Consider the following 12524-nt stretch of genomic DNA (forward strand, 5'->3'; position numbering starts at 1 on the left):
GACCCTCAGGGAGACCGCCGGCGACACCGAAACCGCTGACGACGCCTTCAGGAACCCGGCACGTGACCGGGCCGGGACGCGGGGGACGCCGGGCCGGTGGCCGACGGAGGGACGGCGGGCGGCGCCGTCCAACTCCCGAGCAGCCGCAACGCGCTGTCCGCACGCGGGTCCGGCGCGGTGAAGACGACCAGGGACCGGCCCTCGTCCCCGGGCAGCGACAGGGTCTCGTACGCCAGGTCGAAACCGCCGACCAGCGGATGCCGGAAGCTCTTGGTGCCGTACGACTTCTCCCCCACCTCCTGCGCCGCCCACAGTGCCCGGAACTGCGGACTGCTGCGGCTCAGTTCCGTGACGACCCGGCCCAGTCGCGGGTCACCGGGGCGACGGCCGGCCGAGAAGCGCAGAAAGCCCACGGTCTGCCGCGCCACGTCGTCCCACCGCGGATACAGGTCGCGGGCGGAGGCGTCGAGGAAGACGTGATGCGCGAGGTTCGAGGGCGCGGGCGATGCCCCGCCGGGGCCACCGAGGCCACCGAGGAGGGCACGGGCCAGGGCGTTGGTGGCGAGGACGTCCATCGCAGGCCCCAGAAGGTACGCGGGGACGGCCCCCACGGCGGCGAGAAGACGGTGCAGGTCCTCCCGTACGACCATGCCCGGCACGGCCCCGGCGTCCCCGGAGTCCCCGTCCTCGGCGGTGCCTTGGACGGGACCGGCCTGGAACGGAGCCGCCCTGCGGACCGCCCGGCGCGCGAGGTCGTACAGGTGTGTCCGTTCGGTCGGATCGAGCCGCAGCACGCGTGCCAGGGCATCCAGCACGGCGTCGGACGGGTTGCGGGCCCGGCCCTGCTCCAGCCGCGTGTAGTAGACGACGCTGACGCCCGCGAGGTCGGCCACCTCTTCCCGGCGCAGCCCCGCGACCCGGCGCCGGCCGACGACGGGGAGACCGGCCGCTCCGGGGGCCACCCGGGAACGACGTGCCTTGAGGAAGGCGCCGAGCTCGCTGGCTTGGTTCATGAGCGCCAGTATGGGCCGCGGCGGCGCCCGGCAGCCTGTCCCTGTCAGTACCCCCCTGCGGCCTGTGCGGTCCCCGCATCCCTGCCGGCCTGGTACTCGCGGAGTAATGGCTCCGCGCCCACCGCGCCGCGACTGTGGACCCGGGTGCGGATCCGCACCCCGCCGCCCGGCGTCCGGAAGGAGCCGGGCGGTGCACGGACGTGTGACACGACAAGGGCGGCGGGAAAATGCGCGCGGTGGTCTTCTCCCAGTACGGCGACGAGAACGTGCTGGAACTCACGGAACGGCCCGGACCGGCTCCGGCGGACGGAGACGTGCTGGTGGAGGTCAAGGCGGCGGGAGTGAATCCGGTCGACTGGAAGCACCGCGAAGGAGAGGTACGCAACGACCGGCCCTTTCCGCTGGGGATGGGCTGGGACGTCGCGGGCGTGGTGCGGGGCACCGTGCCGGGCGGCCCGGCGGTCGGTGAGGCCGTCTACGGCATGCTCCCGCTGCCGTACGGGGGCGCCTACCAGGAGCTGTGCGTCCTGCCGGCCTCCGCTGTGGCGCCCAAGCCGGCCAGCCTCTCCTACGCGGCGGCCGCCGCCGTGCCCCTGGCCGCCCTGACCGCCTGGCAGGCGCTGGAGACGGCGAAAGTGACGGTCGGCATGCGCGTTCTGGTGCACGCCGGTGCGGGCGGGGTGGGGCACTTCGCCGTGCAGCTCGCCCGGCACCTCGGGGCACACGTCACGGCCACCGCCTCGGCGCGCAATCTGGAGTTCCTGCGCAGGCTGGGTGTCGACGAGCCGGTGGACCGCGCGACGGCGGACCTGGCGGCCGGGGAACCGTTCGACGTCGTCCTGGACACCGTCGGCGGCCCGGTGCAGCACGCCTCGTGGCGGCTCCTGCGGCCCGGCGGCACGCTCATCACGCTGCCGGAGCCGGTGGACGAGGCGCACCGCGTCCCCGGCGTCACGGCCCACCGCATCGTCGTCGCTCCCGACGGTGCGGCGCTGCGCAGGATCGGCAGGCTCATCGACTCCGGCGCCGTGCACGTCGAGGTCCAGTCGGTCCTCCCGCTGGCGAGGGCCGCCGAGGCACAGCAGCTGAGCCGGGCGGGCCGGGTGCGCGGAAAGCTGGTCCTCAGCCTCTGAAGCCGAAGCCTCTGAAGCCCCTGAAGCCGCCAGAATGTCCGCCCCGATGTCCGGGCCGCCCGGGCCCTCTTCGACCTGTGGAGTGGTTCATGAAATGCATCACTACGAAAAGCCCCAGGAGGAGCTTCAGGCCGTCGTCAACCGCCCGGATCCTGCCCGAAATCCCGCTGTTCGCGCTGGTGGGAGTGGGGGTCGTCGGTCCGCGCTCCGGCGCGTCGGGCGGCTGGGCGGCCGGTCGCCGGTGCAGACGTGGGCCGATGCCAGGCCGTAACCTTGGAAGCATGTCCCCCTTTCCCCGCGAGTCCAAACCCGAAACCTTGATGTCCGCGTCCGAGCTGAACACCCGGATCCGAGAGCTGTGGGCCGACGGCGCACTGCCCGAGGACCGGCGCCCGGAGTACGAGGCACTGGTGGTGGAGTGGGCTGCCGCGGCGCACGAGGACGTACGGCCCGCCGCCTAGCAGCGGTTAGCCTGGGCGCACGATGAACCGTCTGACCACGTCATGGGGCGCCCACGAGCTCGCCCGTTTCCCCGAGGACCCGCGCGACACGCTTCGCGCCTGGGACGCCGCCGACGAGTATCTGCTGCGGCAGCTGCACGGCATCGACGACGCCCCGCCCACCGACCTGTCGGGCACGGTGGCCGTCGTGGGCGACCGGTGGGGGGCGCTGGTCACCTCGCTCGCGGCGCACACGGGCGGGCCGGTCACCCAGATCTCCGACTCGTTCCTCGGACAGCAGGCGACCCGCGCCAATCTGGCCCGCAACGACGTGGACGCCGGCGCCGTGCGGCTGCTCACCGCCCGGCAGGAGCCGCCGGAGCGCGTGGACGTGCTGCTGGTCCGGGTGCCGAAGAGCCTCGCGCTGCTGGAGGACCAGCTGCACCGCCTGGCGCCCGCCGTGCACGCGGACACCGTCGTCATCGGCGCGGGCATGGTCACGGAGATCCACACGTCCACGCTCAAGCTGTTCGAGCGCATCATCGGGCCGACCCGCACGTCCCTCGCGGTGAAGAAGGCCCGGCTGATCTTCTGCACGCCGGACCCGGCCCTCCCCCGCACCCCGAGCCCCTGGCCGCGGCGGTACGCCCTGCCGTCCGACACCGGCGTCCTCGCGGGCCGCACGGTGACCAATCACGCCGGCATCTTCTGCGCGGAGCGCCTCGACATCGGCACCCGCTTCTTCCTGCGCCACCTGCCGCCGAGCCGGGGCGCCGAGCGCGTCGTGGACCTGGGCTGCGGCAACGGCGTGGTCGGTACGGCGGTGGCGCTGGCGAACCCGGCCGCGGCCGTGACGTTCACCGACGAGTCCTTCTCGGCGGTGGCCTCGGCGGAGGCGACCTTCGCGGAGAACGTGCCGTCGGGCACGGCCGAGTTCCCAGTCGGGGACGGCCTCACGGCTCTGCCCGACGGAACGGTGGACCTCGTACTGAACAATCCGCCGTTCCACTCGCACCGGGCGACGACGGACACGGCGGCCCGGCGGATGTTCGCCGACGCGCGCCGTGCGCTGTCTCCCGGCGGCGAGCTGTGGGTCGTCGGCAACCGCCACCTCGGTTACCACGTGCGGCTGAAGCGGCTGTTCGGCAACTGCGAAGTGGTCGCGAGCGACCCGAAGTTCGTGGTCCTGAAGGCCGTACGGCGCTGAGGCCCGGTGTACGCCCCGGAGCGCCGCGCCACCGGCGCGGGCGGGTGCGGTTTTCCGGCGGGTTGCCGCCGGCCGGCCGACACAGTCCCGCACGGCTCTTGGCCCGGCGGGCCGCCTCACCGACACTGACCCGATGACACAGCGCGTGGATCTCGCGACCGTGATGGACAGACTCGCCCTCGACGACGTGGTCACCGGCTACGCCGCAGCCGTCGACGACGGCGACTGGGACGCCTACCGGGCACTGTTCACGGCGGACGGCCGGGCCGACTACCGCGCGTCCGGGGGCATCGAGGGGCCGGCCGACGAGGTCGCCCAGTGGCTCGCCCGGACGATGCGGCACTTCCCCGTACGCCAGCACCTGATCGTCAACCGGCGGGTGGCCATCGACGACCGGGACGGGTATCCGGGCGAGCGGGCCGAGGTGCGGGCGGACTACCTCAATCCCATGCGGACCGGGTCGGGCGAGGACTTCGTCTCCGGCGGCCGCTACCACTTCGGCATGGCGCGGGCCGCGGACGGCTGGCTGCTGCGCTCCGTGGTGACCGAGGAGAAGTGGCGGCGTACCGGGACGGGAGGCGCCCCGGAAGGCGGCTGAGGCGCGGGAGGCGCACTGTCCGCCGGGGCCGATCTTCGCGCACACTTGGGTGAACGGCTCGGGGCCCCTCGAGGCCGGACGAGGAGGCGCGGTATGCGGATTCCGGTCGGCGGTCGGGTGCGCAGGAAGCGGCGGGACGGGCGGCACGACCCCGTCCTCGCTTCGCCCGGGGCGCGCGGCGCCGCCGCGCTCCTCGCCGGAGCCCTGCCCGCACTGGCCTTCCCGGAGCCGTCGCTGTGGTGGTTCGCCCATCTGGCGCTGGTGCCGTGGATGCTGCTGCTGCGCAGCGCGCCCACGGCCCGCCGGGCGGCGGTCGAGGGCTGGCTCGGCGGCGCCGGTTTCGTGATCGCGGTGCACCACTGGCTGCTGCCGAGTCTTCATGTCTTCCTGCTGGTGCTGGCGGCCCTGTTCGGGCTGCTGTGGGCGCCGTGGGGCGCTCTGGTGCACCGGATGCTCGGCAGCGGTCCGTCGACGGCCCGCGCGGCGGCGGCCGTCGCCGCCGTCCCCGCGGGCTGGCTGATGATCGAGCTGGTCCGCTCCTGGGAGGGTCTGGGCGGTCCGTGGGGGCTGCTGGGCGCGAGCCAGTGGGACGTGCCGCCGGCGCTGCGACTGGCCTCGGTCGGCGGCGTCTGGCTGGTGAGCCTGCTGGTGGTGGCCGTCAACACGGTGGTCGTGCTGCTGGTGGCGGTCCGGTCGGCCCGCAGGCCCGCGGTGGCGGGGGCCGTCGTGTGTGCGACGGCCGTCACGTCGGCGTGGGTGTGGGCGCCGGTGCCGCGCGAGTCGGACCGGGTGCGGATCGCCGTGGTCCAGCCGGGGGTGATCGGCGGCATGCTGAGTGCCGAGCGGCGCTTCGACCGGGGCGAGGAGCTGACCCAGGAGCTGGCGGGCAGCGATCCGGACCTGGTGGTCTGGGGCGAGAGCAGTGTCGGGGCGGACCTGCCCCGGCGGCCGGACCTGGCCGACCGGCTCGCCGCCCTGTCCCGTGAGGTCGGGGCCCCGGTCCTGGTCAATGTGGACGCCCGCAGCGAGGACGCGTCGGGGCCGCCGGGGATCTACAAGAGTTCGGTGCTCGTCGGTCCGGACGGCCCGACCGGGGACCGGTACGACAAGATGCGGCTCGTCCCCTTCGGGGAGTACATCCCGGCCAGGTCCGTACTGGGCTGGGTCACGTCGGTCGGCAGGGCGGCGGGCGAGGACCGGCTGCGCGGGGAGTCCCCCGTGGTGATGGGGCTGCCGGACAGCGGTGTGCGGCTGGGGCCGCTGGTCTGCTTCGAGTCCGCGTTCCCCGACATGAGCAGGCGGCTGACACGGGACGGCGCGCAGGTGCTGGTCGTCCAGTCGGCGACCTCGTCGTTCCAGGGCAGCTGGGCCCCCGAGCAGCACGCGTCGCTGGCGGCGCTGCGGGCGGCGGAGAGCGGCCGGCCGATGGTGCACGCCACGCTCACCGGCGTGAGCGCCGTGTACGCGGCGGGCGGCGCGCAGATCGGCCCCACGCTCCCCACCGACGCGAGCACCGCGGCGGTGTACGACGTGCCCCTGACGAGCGGCACGACGCTGTACGTCCGCTACGGGGACTGGCCGGTGTACGCGTCGCTGGCGCTGCTGGCGGCGCTGGGCGCCGCCGGCGGCGTACGGGCGCTCAGGCGGCCTGCTGCTCCAGGGCCAGCCGGACCACCCGCTCGCACAGCTCGTGAGTCCTCAGCGCGTCCTGTGCGCTGAGGAGTTTCCCGGCGCGCACGGCGTCGAGGAAGCTGTGCACCGCCTGCTCGATGCCACGCTGGCGGGCCACCGGCACCCAGTCGCCGCGCCGCCGGACGCTCGGCTGGCCCTTGTGGTCGACGATCTCCGCGAGGTTGCGGACCTCGCGCTTGGAGTCCTGCCCGGAGACCTCGAGGATCTCCTCGGCCGAGCCGCTCATCCGGTTCATGGTGCCGATGGCGGTGAATCCGTCGCCGGACAGCTGGAGGACGACGTGGTGCATCAGCCCGTCGACCATCCGCGCCCGCACGTCGGTGTGTTCGACGGGCCCGGGGACGAGGAAGCGCAGCGTGTCCACGACGTGGATGAAGTCGTCGAGGACCAGGGTGCGGGGGTCCTCGGGGAGGCCGACGCGGTTCTTCTGCATGAGGATCAGGTCGCGCGGGTGCTCGACGCACTGCGCGTAGCCGGGGGCGAGCCTGCGGTTGAAGCCGACGGCGAGGCTGGTGCCGCGTTCCTCGGCGAGGGCCACCAGCCTTTCGGAGTCGGCCAGTTCGTAGGCGAGCGGCTTGTCGACGTAGGTGGCGACGCCGGCGTCGAGCAGCCGGGTGACGATCTCGGCGTGGGCGGAGGTCGGCGCGTGGACGAACGCGGCGTCGAGGCCCTGGGCGAGGAGGGAGTCGAGGTCGGCGTGGCACCGGTCGGCGGGGATGTGGTGGGTCTGTGCCGTACGGTCCAGGGTGGCCGGCGTCCGGGTCTGCAGGTGCAGTTCGGCCCCGGGCAGGGTGGTGAGCACCGGCAGGTAGGCCTTGCGCGCGATGTCGCCGAGACCGATGCAGCCGATCTTCACGGCGCCCCCTCACATGTCCGGCCGGGTCAGTGCCGTGCCGGTCGTCCTTCGTGCCCGCCGTTCTCGGCGTGCGCGTCCTGTGCTCCGGCAGCATACGTCCGCTGCGGCGGGCGCCAGTCGGCGATGCCGTCGAAGGTCCGGAGCACGACGCCGGGGCCGAGCCGGGAGACCGCCGACATCAGGGTGTCGCGGACGGCGACGGCGGGCCTGCCGGTCAGCGACATCAGCCGGGCGACCTGCGCGGACTTGCGGACGATCCCCATGGTGCGCGGCAGCCGTTCGGCGCTGTAGGCGGCGAGCCCGGCGCCCAGGTCCTGGCCTGCGGCCGCGTGGTGGGCGAGGACGATCGCGTCCTCGATGGCCTGGTTGCCCCCCTGCCCGAGGGTCGGGGCCATGGCGTGCGCCGCGTCGCCGAGCAGCGCGGTGCGGCCGCGGTGGAAGGCGGGGAGGGGCGTGGTCATGTGGTGGACGTCGTTGCGCAGTACGCCGCCGGGCTCGGCGGCGGCGATGACGCCGGGCACCGGGTCGTGCCAGTCGCCGAACCGGCGCAGCAGTTCGGCCTGTTCACCGCCGGCGCCGTGCGCGCCCGCGGGCGTCACGGCCGCCGCGTAGGCGTAGATCCGGCCGTCCTTGAGGGGCTGGGTGCCCCAGAGCGCTCCGGCGCCCCAGGTCTCGTGGGGTTCGAAGGGCCGCTCGGGCGCGGGGACGACCGTGCGCCAGGTGGTGAAGCCCGCGTAGGCCGGTCCTGGGTGGCGGGGGAAGAGGGCGCGGCGGACGGCGGAGTGGATGCCGTCGGCGCCGATGACGAGGTCGGCCTCGATGTCGCCGTCTGGTGTGGTGACCCGGGCCGGGCGGCCGCCGGCGGTTCCGGCGTCCGCCAGTTCGCCGGGGCAGCCGGTCCGGACGGCGCCCTCGGGCAGCCGGCGGGCGATGCGCTCGATCAGGGTGGCGCGGTGGACGAGGACCAGGGGCCCGCCGAAGCGTTCGGCGGCGGCGGTGCTGTCGGTGCGCGACAGCCAGCGGCCGGACGGGTTGCGCATCCCGCCGGGGCCCTGCCATGCGGCCAGGGCGCGGATCTCGTCGCCGAGGCCGATGACGTCGAGCGCGCGCTGGGAGTTGGGGGCGAGTCCGATGCCCGCGCCGACCGGGTCCAGCGAGCCTGCCCGCTCGAGGACGGTGACCTGCCAGCCGCTCTGCCGCAGGGCGACGGCCGCGGTGAGGCCGCCGATCCCGCTGCCGACGACGACTGCGTGAGCGGTGGTACGGGGTGCAGGCATGGCTGCTCCTCCTCGGTTACTACACCTGTAGTTACGCTCTCTACGCTACTACAGCTGTAGTGACGGCGGTAGATTGGCCCGATGGCCGCACGCACCGCCCCTTCCGGCGCCCCTCGGGCAGAACTGATCGCCGACACCGCGCTCGCGCTCCTCGCCGAGCGCGGGATGCGCGGGCTCACCCACCGTGCCGTCGACGAGGCGGCGGGACTGCCGCAGGGCTCGACCTCCAACCACGCCCGCACCCGCCAGGCCCTGCTGGAGGCGGCGGTGCGCAGGCTGGCGGAGCGGGAGGCGGCCGTCCTGACCGTGACGGAGACGCCGGCCGCCCTCGGAGGCGAGGACCAGGGCGGGAGCACGCTCCTCGACGGCCTGGCGCTGGCCCTGCACCGCTATCTGACGGAGCACTCCGGACTCCTCGTCGCCCGCTACGAACTGGCCCTGGAGGCCACCCGGCGGCCGGAGCTGCGCGAGTTCTACGACCGGACCGGCGGCCGGTTCCGCGGCCCGCTGGTCGCGATGATGGCGGAGGCGGGATCGCCGGAGCCGGAGCGGCACGCGCTGACCCTGATCGCCTGGTGCGAGGGGCTGATGTTCTCCTGTGCGGCCGGCTCGTACCACGCGGCCGTGCCCAGCCGGGAGGAGCTGCGTACCGGCTTCGCGGAGCTGCTGCGCGGGATGCTGGGCCCGCGGGCCGTGGACCTCGCATAACCCGTGGCAGCGCCGCTCCCCCGTGCCGCAGGATGACCGCCATGACAACCGACGAACGCACCGAGCCGTCCACCACGGCCGCCGAGCGGGACATGCTGGAAGGCTTCCTGGACTTCCACCGCGAGACGCTGCTCATGAAGTGCGCGGGGCTGGACGACGAGCAGCTGCGACGGGCGGTGCTGGCACCCTCGAAGCTCACGCTCCTCGGCCTGGTGCGCCATCTCACCGGCGTCGAACGCTACTGGTTCCGCCAGATCATGGCGGGCCAGGAGCTGCCGGACCTCTACGCCTCCGAGCAGGACCGGGACGGGGACTTCCGTGTCACCGACCGGGACACCTGGGCCCAGGCGCACGAGACCTGGCTCGCCGAGGTCGCCCTGGCCCGCAAGGTCTCGGCCGCGCACGGTCTCGACGACGTCAGCGCGTCCCGGGGCCGCCACCCCGAGGGCTTCAGCCTGCGCTGGATCCTCACCCACATGATCGAGGAGTACGCGCGGCACAACGGCCACGCGGACCTGCTGCGCGAGCACCTCGACGGCGCCACCGGCGAGTGAGTCCGGCGGCGCCCTCTCACCCCGCCCGCAGGGTGTGCTCCAGCCGGTCGATGGCGGCACGCACCCCGGCGCCGTACCCGTCGTCGCCCAGGGCGTCCGTGGACGCGCGCGCCCGGTCCAGATGGGCGCGCGCCTCCCCGGGGCGGCTCAGCTTGACGTAGTCCGCGGCAAGGTTGAGATGGAGCGAGGGGTACAGCGCGCGCACCGCGAGCGACTGGCCGTGCCGGGCGAGCCGCTCGTCGCTCAGCCCGTCGGCCGCCGACAGGGCCCGCAGGTCCCAGGCCAGTTCGTCCGCCGGGTCGTCCTGGACGTCCGCCATGCAGTGGGCGAGAGTGCAGCGGTGGAGGGCGTCGCCCTCCTCGCCGATCTCCGCCCAGAGCAGGGCGAAGCGATTGCGCGCCTCCTCGCGGTCCCCGCCGTGCAGCAGCATCATCGCCTGACCGATCCGGGTCATGACGATGTCCTGCGACGTCTCCTGCTGCTCCGTCACTGTGGCCTCCTCGTCCGCACGGCGAACCGCTGGTCCCCGACAGACGACGCTAGCGGTCGTGGCGGCAGAACCCCCTCAGGCTCGGGCGCCTGTCAGCCGGTCGCCCGAACCGCTCAGCCGATGTCGGGGATGCGCCAGTCGATCGGCTCGTGCCCCTGGGCCGCGACCGCCTCGTTTATCTGCGTGAAGGGGCGGGAGCCGAAGAACCTCTTCGCGGACAGCGGCGAGGGGTGGGCGCCCTTCACCACGGCGTGCCGCTCCTCGTCGATGAGCGGCAGCTTCTTCTGCGCGTAGTTGCCCCACAGCACGAAGACGGCCGGGTCGGGCCGGGAGGCGACCGCGCGGATCACCGCGTCGGTGAACTTCTCCCAGCCCTTGCCCTTGTGCGAGTTGGCCTCGCCGGCCCGGACGGTCAGCACCGCGTTGAGCAGCAGGACGCCCTGGCGCGCCCACGGCATCAGATAGCCGTTGTCCGGGACGGGGTGGCCGAGCTCGGCCTGCATCTCCTTGTAGATGTTCCGCAGCGACGGCGGCGTCTTGACGCCCGGCCGCACGGAGAAGCACAGGCCATGGCCCTGGCCCTCCCCGTGGTACGGATCCTGGCCGAGGACGAGCACCTTCACCTGCTCGTACGGCGTGGCCTCCAGTGCGGCGAAGACCTCCGCGCTCGGCGGGTACACCGGCCCGTTCGCCCGCTCCTTCTCGACGAACTCGGTGAGCTCCTTGAAGTACGGCTTCTGCAGCTCTTCGCCGAGGACGCCGCGCCAGGACTCGGGCAGCATGTCGGTGTCGGTCACGTCAACAACCTCCGTCTGTCGGTAGGTTCCGAGATCCGGGAACCCAGATCTCAGAACCTACCGGGAAGCACTGACAGTCCGGCCGCCGGTGCCCGGCCGCTACCAGCTGGCCTTGCGGTACAGCTCCCACACCTGCATGACGGTCTGCGGGTCGAGGGCGCGCTCGCCGCCGCCGATCTCCTCGCTGGCCGCCACGTACAGCTTGCCCTGCCACAGCGGCAGCAGACGCACGTCGTCGACGAGGATCTCCTGGGCCTTCTCGAACTGCTGGGTGACCGCGCCGCGGTCGCTCTCGCGGCGGGACTGCACCAGCTGCTCGGTGATCTCGGGCGCCTCGTACGGCGTGCCGAGCACGTTGTTCGGGCCGACGAACGGCGCGATGAAGTTGTCCGGGTCCGGGAAGTCGGGGAACCAGCCACGGCCGAAGACGGGGTACTTGCCGCCCTGGTAGCCCTTCTGGAACTCGTCCCACGGCTTGCCCTGGATGGTGACCTTGAACAGGCCGCTGGCCTCGAGCTGCCGCTTGATCTCCGCGAACTCCGGCGCCGTCGCGGAGCCGTAGCGGTCGGTGGTGTACCAGAAGTTCAGCGGCACCGGGTCGGTGATGCCGGCGTCCTCGAGGATGCCCTCCGCCTTGGCCACGTCCGGCTCGCCGTACCGGTCGAAGAACTCGGTGGTGTGCCCGGCGATGCCCTTGGGAACCATCGAGTACAGCGGCTCCGCGGTGCCCTTGTAGACCTTCTCTACGAGCCTGTCGCGGTCGATGACCTGCGCGATCGCGCGGCGGACGGCCAGCTTGCCGGCGTTCGGGTCCGAGGGGTTGAAGACGAGGTAGCGGATGTCGGCGCCGACCGTCTCCACGAGCTGGAGGTGGTCGTTCTCCGGCTTCTTCTCCTGGAGCTCGACGACCTGCTCGGCGGTCAGACCACGGTTTATGGCGTCGATCTCGTGCTTCTTGAGGGCCGTCATCATGACGGCGGAGTCCTCGAAGTAGCGGATCGTCACCGCGTCGTTCTTGATCTTCGCGAAGCCCTTGTACTTGGCGAACCGGGTCAGCTCCGCGCTCTCGCCCTTCTTGTACGAGTCGAGGGCGTACGGGCCGGAGCCCGTCAGCTTGCCGTCCTCCCGCAGCTTGTCGGCCGGGTACTCGGAGGGCGGCACGATCGACATGGCCGGGGTGGCGAGGATGAACGGGAACGTGGCGTCGGCCGTCTTGAGGTGGAAGGTGACGACGCGGTCGCCCTTCGTCTCGACCCGGTCCAGGGAGCCCAGCAGACCGTTCGGACCACCCTGCACGTCGATGGTCCTGATGCGGTCGATGGAGTGCTTCACCGCGGCGGCGTCGAGCGTGTCGCCGTTGGTGAACGACAGGCCCTCGTGCAGCTCGCACTCGAAGGTCTTGTTGCCGGTGTCGGCGAAGCGGCAGTCTGCGGCGTCCGGCTGCGGCACGGTGCTCCCCGTCGGGAAGCTCACCAGCGTCTGGAAGACGTTCCGGTACAGCTCCCACGAGCCGTCCCAGGCGGCGGCCGGGTCGAGCGTACTGGGCTCACTGGTCGTGCCGACGGAGATCTTCTGTTCACGGTCGGCGCCGTCGTCCGAGAGCAGGCCGCACCCTGCCAGCAGAGATATGGACGCTAGGGCTGCAGTGGCCTGCAGACAGGTCCGGTAGAACACGTGCACGCTCCTCGTTCAGCCATGGGTCGGCGAACCATACCGCAGCGCCCCGCCGGGGCAATGTGCGGGCCCGGCGGGGCACTTG

At 73.0% G+C, this 12524-nt stretch carries 13 protein-coding genes; 7 read left to right on the forward strand and 6 right to left on the reverse strand.

Annotation, left to right across the window (positions count from 1 at the left end; translation table 11 throughout):
• Nucleotides 1-47: 47 nt before the first annotated feature.
• Nucleotides 48-1013: a helix-turn-helix transcriptional regulator gene (locus ACWD01_RS29645; protein ID WP_451165993.1), complete on the reverse strand. Its 966-nt coding sequence runs from the start codon at nucleotides 1011-1013 to the stop codon at nucleotides 48-50.
• A gap of 227 nt (nucleotides 1014-1240) precedes the next feature.
• Here ACWD01_RS29645 and ACWD01_RS29650 point away from each other — a divergent pair, with 227 nt between their 5' ends.
• The 5 genes from ACWD01_RS29650 to lnt all read left to right on the forward strand — a co-directional run bounded on the left by ACWD01_RS29650 (nucleotide 1241) and on the right by lnt (nucleotide 6110).
• Entirely contained in the window at nucleotides 1241-2146 is a 906-nt protein-coding gene (locus ACWD01_RS29650) for an NADP-dependent oxidoreductase (RefSeq protein WP_451165995.1), read from the forward strand.
• 281 nt (nucleotides 2147-2427) lie between these two features.
• Nucleotides 2428-2607, forward strand: a complete 180-nt coding sequence (locus tag ACWD01_RS29655) for a hypothetical protein (RefSeq protein WP_356896909.1) — start codon at nucleotides 2428-2430, stop codon at nucleotides 2605-2607.
• 22 nt (nucleotides 2608-2629) lie between these two features.
• The gene (locus tag ACWD01_RS29660; RefSeq protein WP_451165997.1) at nucleotides 2630-3793 is read left to right on the forward strand and encodes a methyltransferase; all 1164 of its coding nucleotides are present in this window, start codon (nucleotides 2630-2632) and stop codon (nucleotides 3791-3793) included.
• Nucleotides 3794-3926: 133 nt separating this feature from the next.
• Nucleotides 3927-4391, forward strand: coding sequence for a nuclear transport factor 2 family protein (locus tag ACWD01_RS29665; protein WP_451165999.1), 465 nt, complete (start codon nucleotides 3927-3929; stop codon nucleotides 4389-4391).
• 93 nt (nucleotides 4392-4484) lie between these two features.
• Nucleotides 4485-6110: an apolipoprotein N-acyltransferase gene (gene lnt, locus ACWD01_RS29670; RefSeq protein ID WP_451166001.1), complete on the forward strand. Its 1626-nt coding sequence runs from the start codon at nucleotides 4485-4487 to the stop codon at nucleotides 6108-6110.
• Here lnt and ACWD01_RS29675 read toward each other — a convergent pair.
• Together ACWD01_RS29675 and ACWD01_RS29680 are read right to left on the reverse strand one after the other, a co-directional pair.
• On the reverse strand, nucleotides 6031-6939 hold the full coding sequence (locus tag ACWD01_RS29675; protein ID WP_451166003.1) for a Gfo/Idh/MocA family protein: 909 nt from the start codon (nucleotides 6937-6939) through the stop codon (nucleotides 6031-6033). The genes lnt and ACWD01_RS29675 overlap by 80 nt on opposite strands.
• A gap of 26 nt (nucleotides 6940-6965) precedes the next feature.
• Nucleotides 6966-8216 carry an FAD-dependent monooxygenase gene (locus ACWD01_RS29680; RefSeq protein WP_451166005.1) on the reverse strand — a complete coding sequence of 417 codons (1251 nt, stop codon included), beginning with the start codon at nucleotides 8214-8216 and terminating at the stop codon, nucleotides 6966-6968.
• Between the two features lie 81 nt (nucleotides 8217-8297).
• Here ACWD01_RS29680 and ACWD01_RS29685 point away from each other — a divergent pair, with 81 nt between their 5' ends.
• Entirely contained in the window at nucleotides 8298-8924 is a 627-nt protein-coding gene (locus ACWD01_RS29685) for a TetR/AcrR family transcriptional regulator (protein WP_451166007.1), read from the forward strand.
• 32 nt (nucleotides 8925-8956) lie between these two features.
• The gene (locus ACWD01_RS29690) at nucleotides 8957-9478 is read left to right on the forward strand and encodes a DinB family protein (protein WP_451166008.1); all 522 of its coding nucleotides are present in this window, start codon (nucleotides 8957-8959) and stop codon (nucleotides 9476-9478) included.
• Between the two features lie 16 nt (nucleotides 9479-9494).
• Here ACWD01_RS29690 and ACWD01_RS29695 read toward each other — a convergent pair whose 3' ends face one another.
• The 3 genes from ACWD01_RS29695 to ACWD01_RS29705 all read right to left on the reverse strand — a co-directional run bounded on the left by ACWD01_RS29695 (nucleotide 9495) and on the right by ACWD01_RS29705 (nucleotide 12439).
• Nucleotides 9495-9968 (reverse strand): hypothetical protein, encoded by a 474-nt coding sequence (locus ACWD01_RS29695; protein ID WP_451166010.1) that lies wholly within the window; start codon nucleotides 9966-9968, stop codon nucleotides 9495-9497.
• Between the two features lie 113 nt (nucleotides 9969-10081).
• Nucleotides 10082-10765 carry a uracil-DNA glycosylase gene (gene ung, locus ACWD01_RS29700; protein ID WP_451166012.1) on the reverse strand — a complete coding sequence of 228 codons (684 nt, stop codon included), beginning with the start codon at nucleotides 10763-10765 and terminating at the stop codon, nucleotides 10082-10084.
• A gap of 99 nt (nucleotides 10766-10864) precedes the next feature.
• Nucleotides 10865-12439 carry an ABC transporter substrate-binding protein gene (locus ACWD01_RS29705; RefSeq protein WP_451166014.1) on the reverse strand — a complete coding sequence of 525 codons (1575 nt, stop codon included), beginning with the start codon at nucleotides 12437-12439 and terminating at the stop codon, nucleotides 10865-10867.
• Nucleotides 12440-12524 lie beyond the last annotated feature (85 nt).

The organism is Streptomyces sp. NPDC002835 (assembly GCF_053591995.1).

What these genes read in the sequence shown, in the direction of transcription:
- ACWD01_RS29660 (WP_451165997.1), top strand. Translation starts at nt 2,630, where the DNA reads ATGAACCGTCTGACCACGTCATGGGGCGCCCACGAGCTCGCCCGTTTC.
- ACWD01_RS29650 (WP_451165995.1), top strand. Translation starts at nt 1,241, where the DNA reads ATGCGCGCGGTGGTCTTCTCCCAGTACGGCGACGAGAACGTGCTGGAA.
- ACWD01_RS29645 (WP_451165993.1), bottom strand. Translation starts at nt 1,013, where the DNA reads ATGAACCAAGCCAGCGAGCTCGGCGCCTTCCTCAAGGCACGTCGTTCC.
- ACWD01_RS29665 (WP_451165999.1), top strand. Translation starts at nt 3,927, where the DNA reads ATGACACAGCGCGTGGATCTCGCGACCGTGATGGACAGACTCGCCCTC.
- ACWD01_RS29680 (WP_451166005.1), bottom strand. Translation starts at nt 8,216, where the DNA reads ATGCCTGCACCCCGTACCACCGCTCACGCAGTCGTCGTCGGCAGCGGG.
- ACWD01_RS29685 (WP_451166007.1), top strand. Translation starts at nt 8,298, where the DNA reads ATGGCCGCACGCACCGCCCCTTCCGGCGCCCCTCGGGCAGAACTGATC.
- lnt (WP_451166001.1), top strand. Translation starts at nt 4,485, where the DNA reads ATGCGGATTCCGGTCGGCGGTCGGGTGCGCAGGAAGCGGCGGGACGGG.
- ACWD01_RS29655 (WP_356896909.1), top strand. Translation starts at nt 2,428, where the DNA reads ATGTCCCCCTTTCCCCGCGAGTCCAAACCCGAAACCTTGATGTCCGCG.
- ACWD01_RS29690 (WP_451166008.1), top strand. Translation starts at nt 8,957, where the DNA reads ATGACCGCCATGACAACCGACGAACGCACCGAGCCGTCCACCACGGCC.